Origin of the sequence: Sulfuricurvum sp. PD_MW2, assembly GCF_002633015.1 — a bacterium.
GTDB lineage: Bacteria > Campylobacterota > Campylobacteria > Campylobacterales > Sulfurimonadaceae > Sulfuricurvum.
In genome coordinates this window covers 32,229-48,247 of record NZ_NSIU01000011.1, presented here as the reverse complement: position 1 = coordinate 48,247, position 16,019 = coordinate 32,229, and the positions used below count along the sequence as shown (strand labels likewise).

General features: G+C 41.0%; 15 protein-coding genes. 9 read left to right on the top strand and 6 right to left on the bottom strand.

The features are described from left to right. Window positions 1-81 precede the first annotated feature (81 nt). From CJD30_RS06665 to cheB, 8 genes are all read left to right on the top strand, one after another. Window positions 82-2,409 carry a methyl-accepting chemotaxis protein gene (locus CJD30_RS06665; RefSeq protein ID WP_294917644.1) on the top strand — a complete coding sequence of 776 codons (2,328 nt, stop codon included), beginning with the start codon at window positions 82-84 and terminating at the stop codon, window positions 2,407-2,409. Window positions 2,410-2,551: 142 nt separating this feature from the next. Beyond that, a complete protein-coding gene (locus CJD30_RS06660; RefSeq protein ID WP_294917643.1) occupies window positions 2,552-3,409 on the top strand; it encodes a hypothetical protein in 858 nt (285 codons plus the stop codon). 19 nt (window positions 3,410-3,428) lie between these two features. Then, window positions 3,429-3,797 carry a response regulator gene (locus CJD30_RS06655; protein ID WP_294917641.1) on the top strand — a complete coding sequence of 123 codons (369 nt, stop codon included), beginning with the start codon at window positions 3,429-3,431 and terminating at the stop codon, window positions 3,795-3,797. An 8-nt stretch (window positions 3,798-3,805) separates the two neighbouring features. Next, window positions 3,806-5,881, top strand: coding sequence for a chemotaxis protein CheA (locus CJD30_RS06650; protein WP_294917638.1), 2,076 nt, complete (start codon window positions 3,806-3,808; stop codon window positions 5,879-5,881). Between the two features lie 9 nt (window positions 5,882-5,890). Beyond that, a complete protein-coding gene (locus CJD30_RS06645) occupies window positions 5,891-6,391 on the top strand; it encodes a chemotaxis protein CheW (RefSeq protein WP_294917636.1) in 501 nt (166 codons plus the stop codon). Then, window positions 6,369-7,205 carry a protein-glutamate O-methyltransferase CheR gene (locus CJD30_RS06640; protein ID WP_294917633.1) on the top strand — a complete coding sequence of 279 codons (837 nt, stop codon included), beginning with the start codon at window positions 6,369-6,371 and terminating at the stop codon, window positions 7,203-7,205. Before CJD30_RS06645 ends, CJD30_RS06640 begins: the two co-directional genes overlap by 23 nt. After that, a complete protein-coding gene (locus CJD30_RS06635; protein WP_294917631.1) occupies window positions 7,202-7,828 on the top strand; it encodes a chemotaxis protein CheD in 627 nt (208 codons plus the stop codon). Before CJD30_RS06640 ends, CJD30_RS06635 begins: the two co-directional genes overlap by 4 nt. Before the next feature lie 11 nt (window positions 7,829-7,839). Continuing rightward, window positions 7,840-8,907 (top strand): chemotaxis-specific protein-glutamate methyltransferase CheB, encoded by a 1,068-nt coding sequence (gene cheB, locus CJD30_RS06630; RefSeq protein WP_294917629.1) that lies wholly within the window; start codon window positions 7,840-7,842, stop codon window positions 8,905-8,907. A 48-nt stretch (window positions 8,908-8,955) separates the two neighbouring features. On the opposite strand, the gene CJD30_RS06625 is transcribed toward cheB, so the two are convergent. The 4 genes from CJD30_RS06625 to CJD30_RS06610 form a co-directional block, all read right to left on the bottom strand. Continuing rightward, complete coding sequence (locus CJD30_RS06625; RefSeq protein ID WP_294917627.1) at window positions 8,956-9,573, bottom strand: POTRA domain-containing protein; 618 nt, start codon at window positions 9,571-9,573, stop codon at window positions 8,956-8,958. Window positions 9,574-9,653: 80 nt separating this feature from the next. Continuing rightward, window positions 9,654-10,211: a hypothetical protein gene (locus CJD30_RS06620; RefSeq protein ID WP_294917625.1), complete on the bottom strand. Its 558-nt coding sequence runs from the start codon at window positions 10,209-10,211 to the stop codon at window positions 9,654-9,656. Between the two features lies 1 nt (window position 10,212). Beyond that, the gene (locus tag CJD30_RS06615) at window positions 10,213-11,232 is read right to left on the bottom strand and encodes a response regulator transcription factor (protein WP_294917622.1); all 1,020 of its coding nucleotides are present in this window, start codon (window positions 11,230-11,232) and stop codon (window positions 10,213-10,215) included. Further along, window positions 11,222-13,345, bottom strand: coding sequence for a WD40 repeat domain-containing protein (locus CJD30_RS06610; RefSeq protein ID WP_294917621.1), 2,124 nt, complete (start codon window positions 13,343-13,345; stop codon window positions 11,222-11,224). Before CJD30_RS06610 ends, CJD30_RS06615 begins: the two co-directional genes overlap by 11 nt. Window positions 13,346-13,571: 226 nt before the next feature. Between CJD30_RS06610 and CJD30_RS06605 the strand changes: the two genes are divergently transcribed. Beyond that, entirely contained in the window at window positions 13,572-14,810 is a 1,239-nt protein-coding gene (locus tag CJD30_RS06605; protein WP_294917619.1) for a diguanylate cyclase, read from the top strand. Between the two features lie 3 nt (window positions 14,811-14,813). On the opposite strand, the gene CJD30_RS06600 is transcribed toward CJD30_RS06605, so the two are convergent. Both CJD30_RS06600 and CJD30_RS06595 read right to left on the bottom strand, forming a co-directional pair. Then, window positions 14,814-15,224: a rhodanese-like domain-containing protein gene (locus CJD30_RS06600; protein WP_294917616.1), complete on the bottom strand. Its 411-nt coding sequence runs from the start codon at window positions 15,222-15,224 to the stop codon at window positions 14,814-14,816. Between the two features lie 11 nt (window positions 15,225-15,235). Further along, window positions 15,236-15,994 carry a DnaJ domain-containing protein gene (locus CJD30_RS06595; protein ID WP_294917614.1) on the bottom strand — a complete coding sequence of 253 codons (759 nt, stop codon included), beginning with the start codon at window positions 15,992-15,994 and terminating at the stop codon, window positions 15,236-15,238. Between the last annotated feature and the right edge of the window lie 25 nt (window positions 15,995-16,019).

Below are 16,019 nucleotides of genomic sequence, written 5' to 3'. Positions count from 1 at the left end.
ATTCTGCAACACAAATGCAACGCAAAAAACATATCCTTTCGTCATTAAAGCTGTTCATGTAACTACAAAAGGAGTCTTACAATGTTATCAAAACTTACGATCAAAGAAAGGTTGCGATTATTTCCAATTATCACAATTTTTCTAATCATTATCGCATCCGCCGTATATATCTCTTTTTCAAATACGGTTGATGAAAAAAATGCAATTAGCAGCAAAAGTCAGGTTGCCGTTGAAAATCTATTGAAAGCACGTATTTCTGTGTATCAATTCTTACGTGATCCTAAAGATGAAAAATCACAAAAAGTTCGTGATGATTTTAGTGCTCTTGATAAAAGTTTGAGTGAACTCAATACATTACTGGAAGTTGAAGAGAATCGTCAACGGATTACAGATTCTAAAGAGCTTATTAAACACTACATGGAAGGTTTTGAAAAAGTTTCAAAACAAAAAATGTATGAACAAGCAAATGGAATAGTAGAATCTCCTGAGCTGAAAGCCAACATTTCTTCAATGGCTGCAATCGGTACAAAAATTGAAGAAAAGATTGTAAAGATCAATGAGGTGTCTTCAAAATTGAAAGTAGATGCAGAGAGTAGTTTGAATACATCGTTGATCGTATTGATAATTATTATGACAGTACTGGTTGTTACACTAGCGCAAGTTATTGCATCAGCAGTATTAACTTCAATCGAAGCACTCCGTAAAGGTTTTGAAGTCATTAATAACTCAAGCGATACGGAACATCGTTTGGAGACAAAAGGAAATGATGAGATTACTGAGGTATCTAAACTATTCAATAATTATATGAATAAACTTGATACTGTGGCTCAACAAGATAAAGTAGCGATTGAAGATATCGCACGTATTTCAAAAATGATGGCGGTTGGTTTTGTATCGTGCCGTATCACTACACAAGCAGGAAGTCAAGGTGTTCAGCAAGCTATTAACGGAGTGAACACGGCTCTTGCTGAGATGGAAAAAGCGACAACGGAGATTTCCCGTGTAATGTCTGCACTTGGAACGAGTAATTTCGCTGTCGAGTTTGAAAGTGGTCGATACTCCGGTGAACTGGGTGGTATGATGACAAGTTTGCAAGGGTTGAGTGAGAGTGTCGGAGACTTTATGGCACTTCTTTCTAAAAACGGTATTGCGTTGAATCATGGAGCATCAACACTCACGAATGCAAGTAACGATTTGTCAAGCTCGAGCAATACACAAGCTTCAAGTCTCGAAGAGACGGCTGCTGCGATCGAAGAGTTAACCAGCAATATTTCGGCTAACAGCCAAAAAGCATCTGAAATGGCAACGCTTGCACGTGAAGCAGAGCAAGCGGCAAGTGAGGGTAAAACACTTGCTGATACGACTGTGGCATCGATGAATGAAATCAGCAAAGCAACTCAAGCGATCAATGAAGCGGTGAATATCATCGAAAATATCGCATTCCAAACCAATATCCTCTCACTCAACGCAGCTGTTGAAGCGGCGACTGCCGGAGAAGCGGGTAAAGGGTTTGCGGTTGTTGCTCAAGAGGTTCGTAACTTGGCAAATCGCTCTGCGGACGCTGCATCACAGATCAAAGAGTTGGCAGAGCTTGCCAATAACAAATCACGAGACGGTTTGAGTGTCAGCCAAAACATGATGAAAGGGTTTGACGTAATTAACCAAAAAATTACTCAAACTACCCATTTGGTTCAAGACGTTGCCAATGGAAGCCGTGAACAGATGGCAGGGATCAACCAAATCAACTCTGCTGTTGCACAACTCGATCAAATGACACAGCAAAATGCCTCTTTGGCGAATGAAGTCAGTAACCTCAGTTCAGATATTCTCGGTATGGCACAATCGTTGAGCGATACTGCGGCGAAAACAAAATATCGACAAGAGTCTGAAGGACGTGTCTGTAAAATCGATATGATGTTTGAGACCAATAAGCTCAAATTTGACCATGTCAACTTCAAAAACAACAACTTCGGAAAACTCAAAGATAACGTCAGTGCTTGGACGGTTACCAATGAAACGCAATGTGACCTCGGTAAGTGGATTCAGTCTCACAGTAACGAGAGCTATGCAAAAGGGCCGGAGTGGAATGATCTTCTCACTCACCATGCGCATGTACACCAAAAAGTACAAGAGTTTATCAATCGTGAAAAAGGCGGAGCGCGTCCGGAAGAGCTTGAGCGTATCGCTAAAGAGATTGAGCAGGATACGACCAAAGTATTCGCATCGCTTAACCGCGTTCGTGTGGCAGCATGTATTGGAGATGAGAGAAATGTCGCTTCAGTTCAACAGGCTAAGCCTGCAAGAAGAGCAGTTACACCTCCGGTCAAAAAACCATCGTTTTCTGCTCCAAAAGCATCTACATTCGTCCCAACCGCTAAAAGCGAAGATGACATTTGGGAAAGCTTCTAATTTTCTTCTAAAGAGCCGCTTTACAGCGGCTCAATCTAATAATACTCTCACTTTATCGTAAATTGCAAAAAAACTCATAAATTGCCACAAACTTGCAACACTATTAGGCGATACTTATACTCGAATTTTAAAAGGAATATGAATGAGAACCCTCTGGAATTTGTTAGAAGACGAACCCGGTTTTCCATCATTGGAAAATTCAGGTTTTACCCTGATCAGTGCTGAAGAGAACGGATGTGATGTGATCATCTGTGGCCTCGAGCATGTTGAGTATGCCGGAGCACTCGTAAATCCGCAAGATACTTTTTTTATCGTTGCGCTAAATGATCCTGAACATGAGCGCCATCTTGTTCCAAACACTTTTAGTGCTTGGATTAATCGTAAGCGTTTGGAACGCTTGCCTGAAATGCTTGATGCATATCAAAGCCATATTGATCAACGTAATCGAACGCGTGTATTGAAAGATTTGATGTATCGATTCAGTGTTGATACGGCGGTTCATCATGCCAATTTGGGGTGGATCAAACAAAGCATGCGCGAAAGTACCAAAGAGATCGAAACGATTTTTGAAGAGCGTGTCGAAGAGATGCGTGCAATTCACAAAGATGCGGCAGTAGCGCTTGAGCAATTGACTCTTTTTAAAGAGAGAGTTGTTCCTGAAGTGTTTGACGAGCTTGAAGAATCATGGAATATGACCAGTTCGATTTTGACACGTACAGACGAAGTGATCAAAGCGATGTTCGGATTTATCATGGTACTTCAATGTGAAGACCGTATCACTCAAATGATCGATGGTATCGGTGCGATCATGGACAGTGATATCGCATCTATGAATGAGAACGGATACGACGTTCCATTGGCGCAAGAAGCAGAGTACAAAGCTCGATTGGTTCCTTTCTATACGATTCAAGAGCAACGTGACTATGCTATGGGCGAAGATAATGCAATGCAAGGGTGCAAACCTGAGCAAGCGGATATCGACGACTTTACACTATTTTAATATTTAACGGAGAAAAAAAATGGCAAAAATTCTAATTGTAGACGATTCAAATATGTTGCGTGATATGGTTAAATACGCTTTAAACGAAGGTGGTTATCCGGATGTTGTTGAAGCGGTAGACGGTTCTGATGGACTTGTAAAAGCAAAATCTGCAGTATTTGATTTGGTTGTTACCGATATCAATATGCCGAACATGAACGGTTTTGAACTTATTACAGAGCTTCGCAAATTGCCAACATACGCTAAAACTCCTATTTTGACTCTAACTACAGAGAAAAATGATGAGATGAAAGCAAAAGGTAAAGCAGTTGGAGCAACCGGTTGGATTGTTAAACCATTCGTACCGGAGCAGCTTCTTAAGGCGGTGGGAATCGTCCTAAGCCGATAAGGATATTTATGGCAGTTTTTGATATCAATAAATATCGTCAAATGTTTCTGGAAGAGGCTGAAGAGCTTTTTGAAACCATTGATACGTTATTGCTCGAGGCTGAAGAATCGGGTGATATGGATAATGAAATGGTCAATTCGCTGTTTCGTTCCGTCCATACACTCAAAGGTAACTCCGCTTCGGTAGAGCTTTCTCAGTTCGCCGCGCTTGCGCATGAATTGGAGTTTTTTATGGATCGTCTCCGTAATGGAGAGCTCACTTTTGAAGAGAGTATGGCCGAAATCCTGATTGAAGGGATTGATGCGCTCAAAGAGATCTTGGATCTTGAGCTAAGTGAAGAATTAAGCGCCGATTATTTTCAACAAACCAAAGAAAATTTGTTGGCGAAAATCAATGCATTTAGTGAAGAAGTAGAAGAGCTTGAACTAATGGTTGAAGTCGAAGGTCCAGCAGATGAGTTCGGATTGTTGCTGCCGAGTGATGATGAAAACTGTTTTGGACCGATCGGCGGTATAACAGCAGAATCAGATGGCTTCGGTTTTATGGAAGAGGAACAATTCGGAATGTTTGACGAAGAAGAAACTTCTCTAACCCATGATGTTCCTTCATTCGAAGAGGTATTTGGTTTCTTCGATGACGCACCGATTGTCGCAGCAACACCTGTATCAAGCACTTCTGCGGATGATGAGTTCGGATTCTTTGATGATGAGCCGATTGCAGCGGTTGCAGCACCGGTTGCATCTGTCGCAGATGATGACGATTTCGGATTTTTTGATGAGCCTGAATTACCAAAACCGATTGCAACACCGGTAGTAGAAAAAGTTGCACCGGTTGTAGCTAAAGAAGATGTGAAGAGTGAAGTAAAAGCTTCTTCGACCACAGAATCGAAAAAGTTTAAAGCCGATAGCAGTTCTAACTCGATTCGTGTCGATCTATCAAAAATCGATGGATTGATGAACAACATCGGTGAACTCGTCATCGCTCACTCTATGTTGACGCAGTATACATCTATGATGGAAGATCAAAAGATCAAAGCGGATCTCTCTGAGCGCTTGGATTTGATCGATCGTCATATCCGTGAGTTGCAAGAATCGGTTATGAGCGTCCGAATGGTTCCGATGGAAACCGTTTTCTCGAAATTTCCAAAAGTTATCCGCGACACGGCTAAGAAACTTAACAAAAAAATCGATTTCCGTTATTCGGGAGAGACGGTTGAGATTGATAAGGCGATGATTGAGGGATTGACCGATCCGTTGATGCACATTGTTCGTAACGGCCTTGATCATGGGATTGAATCTCCGGAACGTCGTCGTGCGATCGGAAAACCGGAATCGGGAACGCTGATGATGATCGCTGAGCAGGCAAACGGTCAGATGATTATCAAAATCCAAGATGACGGCGGCGGGATCAATGTTGCGAAAGTAACGGCAAAAGCGATTGAGAACGGTGTTATCGATGAGTCGCAAGCTGCGTCGATGACAACCGAAGAGAAAGCAATGCTGATTTTTGCTCCGGGATTGTCTACGGCTGAAGCGGTTACCGATATTTCCGGTCGCGGAGTTGGGATGGATGTTGTTATGTCCAATATCAAAAAGCTTGGCGGTGTCATCAAAGTAGATACGGAAGAGGGATATGGTACGACGTTTACAATCGCGTTGCCATTGACGTTGGCTATTTTGGATGGGCTCAATATCCGAGTAGGGAAAGAGCAATTCATTCTTCCTCTCTCAGCGATCATCGAATCGCTTAACCCGAGTGAAGATATGATTAAACATATCGGTGATAAAGAGTCCGAAATGTTGATGTTGCGCAATGAGTTTATCCCTATTGTCCGACTTCATTCTATTTTCAATGTTGAGCCTGAACATGAAAAACTCTCAGATGGGTTATTGATCGTGGTTCGATCAGCAGCGCAAAAAATTGCTGTGTTTGTAGATGAGTTTATGAATCAGCAGCAATTCGTTATCAAACCGCTCGATAAAAATTTCCGTAATGCACAGGGAATTGGCGGAGCGACTGTCCGAGGGGATGGAACCATCGGGTTGATTATCGATACAATGAACATCTTAGATAAAAATTATTAGGAGCACCTTATGTCAGTTATGGAAAGTAACCAAATGCTTACGTTTAAACTCGGCGATGAAACCTACGGTATTCAGATCAGCAAGGTAAGAGAGATTCTGACTTATCCTGTTGTAACTCCGATTCCGGATGCTAGCCGCTGGGTCAAAGGAGTCATCAACTTGCGTGGTGAAGTTGCTCCTATTATCGATCTGCGCGTCCGTTTTAATACGAATGATGATCCGATTTATACCAATCGTACGATTGTTATCGCGGTAAAAACGCAAGATATGCGAATGATCGGTTTAGTCGTGGATGAAGTCTCAGATATGGAAAATGTTGAACTTGATCGTCTCTATCCAGCGCCGGATATGGGGACCTCTATCGCTCCCGAATATCTCAAAGGGTTATTCAAGAAAGAGGATAAAATGATCGTTATTCTTGATATTGACCGTATTTTGGACAAAGACGAAATGCAGCGTCTTTCACGTCAAAGTTCTGGGTCTTCTCATGTACACAGCGCAACAGCTTGAACGGGCTCGAACACTAGCCTATAAACACAGCGGGATTACGCTGGGGGCTAACAAAGACGTCATGATTGCAAACCGTTTGGATAAACTCAAACGCGATGTCGGACATGATGATATTGATGCGGTGCTTTCAGCGATTGAACATGGAAGACATATTGAGACGTTTATCAGCTCATTTACAACGAATAAAACCAATTTTTTCCGTGAAGAGTTTCATTTTGACGATTTGAAAAACCGTGTATTTCATGAGGCGATTGAAAAAGGCGGTGAATTTAAAATTTATTGCTCGGCTTCATCAACAGGAGAAGAACCGTATTCGATTTTGATGACGATGGAACAGGCCAAAGAGGAATATAGCCGTCCGATGCTAAACTATTCGCTCTTAGCAACGGATATTGATCTGGATGTTCTAAAACACGCCTCAAACGGTGTCTATGAGTGGAATAAAAATGCTGAGGATTTTCCCGATTGGATCAAACCGGCAAATTATTTCAAGCGCCGTCCCCATCCGAGTCGAGATGGAGATTATTTGATCAAAGTAAAAGAGACACTTTCTCGAAGAGTGCGCTTCAATCAGCACAATCTGATGGCGGAGAGCTATCCGTTTAAAAATGAAGGGTTTGACGTTGTGTTTTGTCGAAATGTTCTTATCTATTTTAGTCAAGCAGATCAAAATGCAATTTTAAAGAAGCTTTTTCGTACCCTCAGAATGGGCGGTACACTCTATTTAGGACATTCGGAAAGTCCGCTTGAACTTAGTCCGTATGTTGAACGCTATGGCCAAAATATTTTTGTAAAAGTAAAAGAATTACCATGAAAATAATCAAAGGAACGGTTGACTCGAAGGTCGTGACATTGTCACGTCCTGACGCGGTCAAATATATTCAAAACCGACCTACACTCGGAATTATCGGTGGTGAATTTGCCATTACGTATGATGAAGACGATATGCCGATTACAACGTTGTTGGGTTCATGTGTTGCCGTAATGCTCTATGACAGCGTATCTCGGATCAAAGGGATGAACCATTTTCTACTCCCTACCTCTTGTGCACAGGGGCAATCGTGCCGTTTTGGTCTTTATGCCATGGAAACGATGCTCAATGAAATGTACAAATTAGGGTGCCGTAAAGAGAATATCACGGCAAAAATCGCTGGAGGGGCCAATATCCTACACGATCTTAGCGATAATATCGGTGAGAGAAATGTCCTTTTTGCACGAAGTTTTTGCCGCTCAGAAGGGATCCGTATTACGGCTGAAAACGTCCTCGGGATAAACGGCCGGGTTGTGATGCTGGACAACGGATTCAAAACGATTGCAAAAACGGTTGCCAATCGTTCTATGGAAGAGCGCCTCGCACAAAGCGATCGTGCATTGGCCAAAAAAGTCGAAAAAACAGAAAAATTGCCTGCTGATGATAGTGGCGTTACATTATTTTAGAGGCTGAAGTTATGTATACAGTGATAGTAATAGATGATTCTCCGTTGATGCAGCGTATCCTCTCCGATACGATTTCGCGTTTGGAGGATTTTAAAGTGGTTGCGACCGCTTCTGATGCATTTGAAGCGCGTGATCTGATCAAACAGCATGAGCCTGATTTGGTCACCATCGATATCAATATGCCAAAAATGGATGGGGTGTCGTTTTTACGTAATCTAATGCGGCTTCATCCGATGCCGGCGGTTGTTATCTCTACGGATGCTTCTCGACATCAGGATGTATTTGATGATGGCGCTGTCGGTTTTATCGCGAAAAAAGGGATAGGGGAGAGTGATGAACTGTTCTTCAAACGGGTTGAAGATACGCTTCTGCGTCTGACCTTTTTGATTGATCGGTATCAGGCCAAACGAAAACCGAATCGAAAAAATGTGATTGAAATCGAAACGGTAAAAAATCATCCGAATGAGCTTTTACCGGTTAAAAAAGTGTTGATACCCGGACCGAAAGTAATCGCGATCGGCGCTTCAACCGGAGGTGTAGAGACCTTGATGGAAATTTTTTCCACACTTGTTCCCCCTTTGCCTCCTATATTGATTACCTTGCATATTCCTTTTGGATTCTCAGGGAGTTTTGCGGAGCGGTTGAATCGTATCAGTCCGCTGAATGTCTATGAAGCTCAAGATGGTCAAGTGGTCGAAGAATCTTCGGTTTATATTGCACCGGGGAATCGTCATATGCTTTTGGATAACCGTCAAGGAAAATATTATATAAAATTGCTTGATGGACCGCGAATCAGTCGTCATAAACCTAGTGTTGATATTTTGTTTCGGAGTGTGCACAATACCGCAGGAGCCAATGCAATGGGTGTGATGCTCACCGGTATGGGAGATGATGGATCGATCGGGATGAAAGAGATGTTTGACGCCGGTGCGTATACGATTGCGCAGAGCCAAAAACGTTGTGTCGTATACGGCATGCCGGCAAAAGCGGTCGAATGCGGAGCAGTTCAGGAGATTGTAGATCTCAATAATATCCCTGCAACGATTCAGCAGTTTATCAATCATCGATCAAAACGATAGAAAAAATAGTGTGATTTGAAATAACCTGTTCATGAACAGGTTATTGATTTAGAGTGCAGTGGGTTGTTTTTTGTTTTCGCGAGCGTAAAGAGCTTTGAAATTAGGATATTTTTTGATTTCAATCGTCACAATCCCTTTCTCATTCACATTTTTTACTTCTGCATAGGCCAACTCATAGTTATGTTCTCGATAATATTTTTGGACATTAAGTGTGATTTCATCCAGATTGGCAGTAGTATTTTTTTTGCCAAGGGATGGTTGAACCAGTTTCATCAGACGATAAGTTGAAATTTTCTCATTTCCTTCAAAGAAAATTTGATTGATAGCACCTTCTTGAATTGCACGGCGTTTCATTTCTCCGATAGAAAACTCATTGAAATCGGCATATTTTCCAATTTTTACGGTGACTACCCCATTTTTTTCGTCCATCGGTTCAGCTTGTGCAAATGCGAGCGTATAGTTATGGTTACGATAGTATGCTTCCGTCTCTTCTAGGATCGCTTTGATCTGATCTTGATCACCATTCTTACCGATATGGCTTTGAACGTTTTTTTGTAAAACTTTGGTAGGAATTTTGAGATTTCCGTCAAAATTTATGGTTTGGATCGGTGCTGCAGCGACTGAAACGGCACAAAAAAGAGATGCGAGTGCGATTTTTTGGATCATTTATTTCCTTCACGAAGAATTAATTATGTGAAAGTGTAGGGTGTTAGTGTGGCAAGTATGTTGCAATCTCACAAGATTGTTTAAAATAGTTCTAAAAAATCTTCGTATCGCATATTTTCAAAAAATCGGATAATCGGGCGTAATTTATTTCTCTCTTCGGCCGTTTGAGCATAAGAGTTTTTGTCTCTATAAAATGCGGAGAGTTTGCTTCGAAGACGTAAAAAACCATCTTTACTGATCTCATTACCATCATATGCTTTGTGAATGATACTGTAGATTTTATTTTGGGTATCAACATTAAACTGTTGAGATGAACTGAAAAGCAGATCGTTACACATCTCTATACATTTGCTTTCATAATCCATGTCACCACTGTTTGAAATTTGAGGAAGTTCGCATGATTTTTGAGATGTATTTATCCCGTGTTTCGCGTAAATAAAACTGTATTCTTTGGTCAAATTGTATTGATGGATCAGCATATCAGCAGCTTGAAAGAGATTAATGCAATATTGAGGAATACGATTATGTCGAAAAATCACCACTCTGCCGTTTGCCGAGTACTCCCATCTGATGATTGGAGCCCCTTTTTTTACAGCATCTTCAATAATGAGAGTTAATAATTGCTCTTTGTGTTTCATTTTAATTCGCTAGTAATCTTTCGATTTCATCAATTTTTTTCAAGAGATACTCATCCATAAAATGGATGCTATCTACATTTTGATAAACAAATATACCGCGTCTCCACTGCTCTAAATGATCGAATAATGAGGTGATCATAGGAATTATAGGCGATATAGACTCAATTTCTTCTATCTCAACCGTATCAATACGTCGTGATATCTGTATGAGTGCGTATCCCAGCGTATGACATTGAGGAATGAGATGAATTTGGTTTGCGTATGAGCGCAGCAGTTGGTTGAACAGCATGAGCGTATTGGTGGTTGTATTTCGATCTAAACTGACTAAAAGGAGATTGAAATCATCTTCGATCTGTTCTAAATCTTCATTGAGCCTTTCTAATTCTTCGGGATCGTTTTGAGCATAAAAATCCTCTAAAGGCACATCAGTGAACGAATCACTTGAAAATGGAACATAATCCTCTTCTTTCGGCAGGTTATATTCATCTCGCAGTCGTCCGAGCTGATTTAGCGTACACTCTAGTTCTATGTTACTCTGTCGCAATTCATTATTGGTTTGTTCCAACAAAGTATTAAAATAGTGAAGCATTTTATGATCGTATATGGCTTGACATGATTTTAGCAACATTTTGAGGCTATTTTGAATATCTATCGGTTTGAGGATAAACCCATCAACACCGATATTGATGAGTTCAATAAGCTTTTCACTCTCAGAGTGTGCGGAGACGACGATGATGTGCTGTTTATCTTTGATACTGCGAATATTTGCCGAGAGTTCTATTCCATCCATAAACGGCATCGTCAGGTCGGTAATGACAAGATCGTAGGTATGAAGATTATAGAGTTCCAGTGCTTCTACCCCGTTATCAGCCGTGTCAACTCGACTAAAAAAACGGGACAAAAAATGTTTTAGTTGTTCTTGGATTTCAATTTCATCTTCGACAAACAAAACTTTCATGTCAAAAGCGATCTCTTTTAAAAGTTTTGCGTTATTTTGGGTGTTGAATGGATCATTCCTCATTCACACTCTCCTGATTGGGGACAATTCTCAAATTTCTTTCTCCTGTTAAAAATGTAGTTAGTTTTTTGCATTCTTGCGATACTTCGTCGAGTTTTTTACTGAGATTTGGAGCGATTTTTAGACTCAGACAGACCTGTGCATACTCCGCATCCCATCCATAGCAGTTGTGATAGCGATCCAAAAGGGCTTGTTCTTCACCAAAAGGGGCATATAAACCGATTTCGTGGATGAGAGCTTTTTTCAAAAGAATAAAGTTTTTTTCTTCAAAATACTCGATGGATGCATAAGGCGATAGCAGTGTTAAAACTTTGGAAACTTCCCCTTTTTTGATAAGAGGACTTGCAGGGATCAAGATGTTTTTTTTGTAGTTTTCAAGTTGTACTCTGAAAATTTCCGTTGTTCGCAGGGCCGGATATTCCGATGCCAAAGCAAAGAGTTTGATCAGATCATTGGATTTTGCCGCATTAGAAAATGCATCGAACGATTTGATCTGATTTTTGAAATCATTGCCCGTAAGGGCAAATGGTTTGATCCGGGATAATTTCGTAGCATAAATATCGGCTTCATTCATTTTGCCTGAGGCTATCATCATCAGTGTTTTATCGATGAGCGCTTCCCCGTAATTCATGAGTCTGCGGTAGACTTTTGTTTGTCGAAGAGCACCGAATTGTTCCGTGATTTCGAGCAATGCGGAGTAGTTATTTGCCGAAGCACTGGAAACAAGTTTCTTGTAGTTTTCTTCGAGAATGTCCGGACTTGGGATGATACTGTGTACACACGCCGAGCAGCTCGATGGGACAGATTCGATATATTCTTTAAATTTTTCAGGATCGTTGTCCAAAACTTTTATCTCGAGCATCAGCTCTTTGAGACAATTGGTGCGTACTTCATGAAACTCTCTAAGCTGACGCAGCAGAGGTGCATCAAAAGCGGTTGAGCAGGCTTGCTGCGAGTTTCCGGTCGAGATATTTTCCATAAAAGGGGCGATCTCTTCGGAAGCATAAAGGGTTTGCATCAATTCTCGTCGAATAGCGCTATCCGCAATCATCAACGCTACAATGGTTTCGTATCCCTTACGCTCTTGTGGGTTGGTAGGGTGAAAATGAAAAACTGTTTCATAAAGTTTTTCGATTTTTTTACAGAGTTCATTATTGACAAAGATTAACGGATTTTCGGCTGCAAGCAAAATGAGTTTACTGATATTGTTGCTTTCTATGGCTTGTGATGCCTCTTCGATCGGATCGTGCAAATCTATGATGACACCGTTTCCATCGGAAAAACCGACAAAAACTTTTTCAGATGAAGCACAGATAGAGGTTATTCCCCAGTAATCCAAACTAACGCGTCCGAGTTTTGCCCCATCGGAATTATTGTAGATCAACAGTTGATTGCTTCGTGTCCCTAGCAAAATGACATGATCGTTAAAACCGGATGCTATATGGGTAGGCCACTCCAAGGATGAATCGCCCAAAAATTGCTGCTTGTGCAAAATATTAAAAACAAATGTTGATCCCAGACGGGTGAATCCGACGATTTTATTGTTGTCGGATGAGAAGGTGAGCGATTCGACGATATCTTCTACTTTGAAAACGTTTGTAATTTTTTTGGTAGCAAGTGAGAGAATATGAACTTTTTTATCCATCGTAGAAATCGCTAATTTTTTCCCGTCTTTTGAAAAAGCGGCACAGACTATCCCATCAGGTAGGTGAATTTCGCAGAGCTCTTTGCATGCAAGCAGTTCATATACTTTTAATCGCCCCGTATTGCTCCCAATCGCAAAGTAATGGTTATCATCGCTAAAGAGGACAACATCGGGTTTGATCATTGTAATCATAGAGAGTAGTTTGACGGGTTCCAGTGATAAAACGAGGACCCGTTCATTGGCTGCATCACACACCAACCCGAATTGGGCATTGTTAGTGATAGAGACGGAACTCCCATAACGGTTTGGATACGATTGTATCCCTTTCATATTGGCATGTTTTTGATAGTGACCTTGAACAGAGTAGCGATAAAGGGTAGGTGTTGAGTCGATGACGATAATATCTGAGTCGTTGATCGTTGATGCCACAATGCTTCTGAGTGCATGCAATGATGAGTAGGATAATGCCACGAAAAACCTCCTTCTCTAATACTGTTACGTATACTAATTATTTCCCTTTTGTGTCGCAAGTGTGTTGCAAAATAACAAAATCCCATATTTTTGTGAGACAAATATAATATTTTTATGATAAAGCGTTCAAATCGAAAGAGAGAAAACCGAATATTCAGTGACAACAGCGTTACTATGTTAGAATGCCGTTTATATTACATTGAACTAACATACAAAGAAATGGACCATGGTCAAAGAAGAAAGAGTTTTATTAGTTGATGACAACAAAACCTTATCAAAACTGGTAATGTTAAAAGTAAAAAATGAACTTGGATTAGAAGTCGATATGGCTTATTCTCTTGCGGAAGCAGAACTTTTTAGCCACAAGTATACGTATACTCTTGCCATTATCGATCTCAATCTCCCTGATGCACCCAATGGTGAAATTGTGGATGCCATGCTCAAAAAACGTATCCCTTCCATCGTTTTGACCGGGAGCGTGGACAAAGAGTTTCGAAAAGCGATACTGAAAAAAGATATTATCGATTATGTTCACAAAGGGGGGATCGATGATATCGATTATGTGATCGATACGATCAGAAGGCTCCTCAAAAACCGTGCCCATAAAGTGATGGTTGTCGATGATTCGTCGATTTTCCGAAATCAGATGAAAAAGATGGTAGAGAACCTCTTTTTCCAAGTGTACGCATTGGCTCACGGAGAAGAAGCTATGCTCATTTTGGAAGAAAATCCGGATATCAAAATGATTATTACCGATTATAATATGCCGGTAATGGACGGATTGGAACTTACAAAAGCAGTACGTAAAAAATACACAAAAGATCAGCTTTGTGTTTTTGTACTCTCCTCAACCGAGGATTCGGACGTATCAGCCATGTTGCTTAAACACGGAGCGAACGATTTTATCAATAAACCTTTTAGCAAAGAGGAATTTTCCTGCCGGCTCAATAATGCGATTGAAGCATTAGAAAACATTGATATGATTACCCACTACAGCAAACGTGATTTTTTGACGGGACTTTATAATCGCCGCCACTTTTATACGATGATGGAATCTTGTTTTTCTGAAGAGGAAGAGTTTGTAACGGCAATGATTAGTATTGATAATTATCGGCATCTCTACGCCCTTCATGGAGAGGAAACAGGGGATAAAATCGTCATACAGATAGCGGACATTATCCGATCGAGCATTGATTATCAGGATATTTTAGCCCGTTTTGAGGGAGATGAATTTTGTCTTGTTTTGAAAAACCATACGCGTGATAGTGCAATGGAACTTTTAGATCTGATACGGCAAAAAGTTGCTTTTGTCCCTCTTCATCTCGCTGAAGAAGAGATTCTTTTGAGTATTTCAATCGGAGCCGTATTTCATCCCGAAGATACCCTAAACGATACAATCGATGAAGCGGACAGTGCATTGGCGCAGGCAAAAGCTGCAGGGGGGAATAACCTTTACGTTCAGTAAAGATTATTGAACCGTAGCAAACCCGTTCGCTTTCCAGTCGGTAATACCCCCTTTGAGATTGAACGGTGTAAAACCGTTTTGCACCAGTATTCGAGAGGCGGCAACGCTGCGATTGCCGCTATGGCAATAAACAATAATTTTTTGATTTTTCACTTTGGCAATTTGAGCAAGATCATTTTGTAATGTTTGTACGGGGGCTAAAATTGCACCTTCAATATGCCCTTCTGAATACTCCTGCGGAGTACGGACGTCCAGTATGGCTACGTTTTCATTTGATTGTAGTAAATTATACGCTTGTGTCGAGGATATGGATTCAAAATTGGTTAAAATCCACCCTTTCGTATAGGCAAATACCCCCAATAATCCAATAAAGATAATCCAAAACGCACCATTTAACAGACGTTTTTTATCCATAGTCTCTCCTTTTACATCCCGCGTGTTTTTTTGATCATTTCATAGGCTGCATTGATCTCTTGGACTTTTTCAGTTGCCTCTTTAAGATACTCATCGGATGCACCTTGTGACTTAATGATATCGGGATGGTATTCCCGTACCAGTGCACGGTATGCTTTTTTGATCTCATCATTGGTCGCACTGGAGGTGAGATTCAACATGGAATAGGCCTGATCAATCGAACTCTCTTTGACACTGTTGCGATGGTACGATCCAAAGCGCTCCAACATTGCGGCAAGTTCATCTGCATGAAATTGCATATGATTGGCTATAACACGCAGCATCTCTTCTTCCGCATGGCTGAGAGTTCCGTCGATGTAGGTGAGATGGACTAAAAACTCCATCATCTTTTGACGCTTATGCGCATCGTTTTGGAGCGCTTGATACAAAGCCTGTGCTACGGGATCGATATTGTGAGGCGCATTTTTTTCTTCATCAAAAATCTCTTTGAGAAGTTTTTTGGTCGCTTCGGGATCTGGGAAGAGGGCACTGATGTCATTGAACATATTTCCGATAAGCTCGGCTTCGAGTTCATCAACCCGACCGTCGGCTTTGGCGATTTTTGCACTCAAAGCGACAAAGAGGCCCAACTCACTGTACGCGAGGTTCTCTTTGGTGAGTTTGAATCCGGCAAACTGGTTGCGGGTATAGGTATGCTGATTTTGAGAAAAGCTTCGGGAGAGCCAGTAAAAAAGGAGTGCCACAACGGCAAAAACAAGAATTTGAGTCATTTATCTATCCTGTAGAGTAAAAATA

Coding starts and splice junctions, on each gene's coding strand:
- CJD30_RS06665 (WP_294917644.1), top strand. CDS start 82: ATGTTATCAAAACTTACGATCAAAGAAAGGTTGCGATTATTTCCAATT.
- CJD30_RS06660 (WP_294917643.1), top strand. CDS start 2,552: ATGAGAACCCTCTGGAATTTGTTAGAAGACGAACCCGGTTTTCCATCA.
- CJD30_RS06655 (WP_294917641.1), top strand. CDS start 3,429: ATGGCAAAAATTCTAATTGTAGACGATTCAAATATGTTGCGTGATATG.
- CJD30_RS06650 (WP_294917638.1), top strand. CDS start 3,806: ATGGCAGTTTTTGATATCAATAAATATCGTCAAATGTTTCTGGAAGAG.
- CJD30_RS06645 (WP_294917636.1), top strand. CDS start 5,891: ATGTCAGTTATGGAAAGTAACCAAATGCTTACGTTTAAACTCGGCGAT.
- CJD30_RS06640 (WP_294917633.1), top strand. CDS start 6,369: ATGTACACAGCGCAACAGCTTGAACGGGCTCGAACACTAGCCTATAAA.
- CJD30_RS06635 (WP_294917631.1), top strand. CDS start 7,202: ATGAAAATAATCAAAGGAACGGTTGACTCGAAGGTCGTGACATTGTCA.
- cheB (WP_294917629.1), top strand. CDS start 7,840: ATGTATACAGTGATAGTAATAGATGATTCTCCGTTGATGCAGCGTATC.
- CJD30_RS06625 (WP_294917627.1), bottom strand. CDS start 9,573: ATGATCCAAAAAATCGCACTCGCATCTCTTTTTTGTGCCGTTTCAGTC.
- CJD30_RS06620 (WP_294917625.1), bottom strand. CDS start 10,211: ATGAAACACAAAGAGCAATTATTAACTCTCATTATTGAAGATGCTGTA.
- CJD30_RS06615 (WP_294917622.1), bottom strand. CDS start 11,232: ATGAGGAATGATCCATTCAACACCCAAAATAACGCAAAACTTTTAAAA.
- CJD30_RS06605 (WP_294917619.1), top strand. CDS start 13,572: ATGGTCAAAGAAGAAAGAGTTTTATTAGTTGATGACAACAAAACCTTA.
- CJD30_RS06600 (WP_294917616.1), bottom strand. CDS start 15,224: ATGGATAAAAAACGTCTGTTAAATGGTGCGTTTTGGATTATCTTTATT.
- CJD30_RS06595 (WP_294917614.1), bottom strand. CDS start 15,994: ATGACTCAAATTCTTGTTTTTGCCGTTGTGGCACTCCTTTTTTACTGG.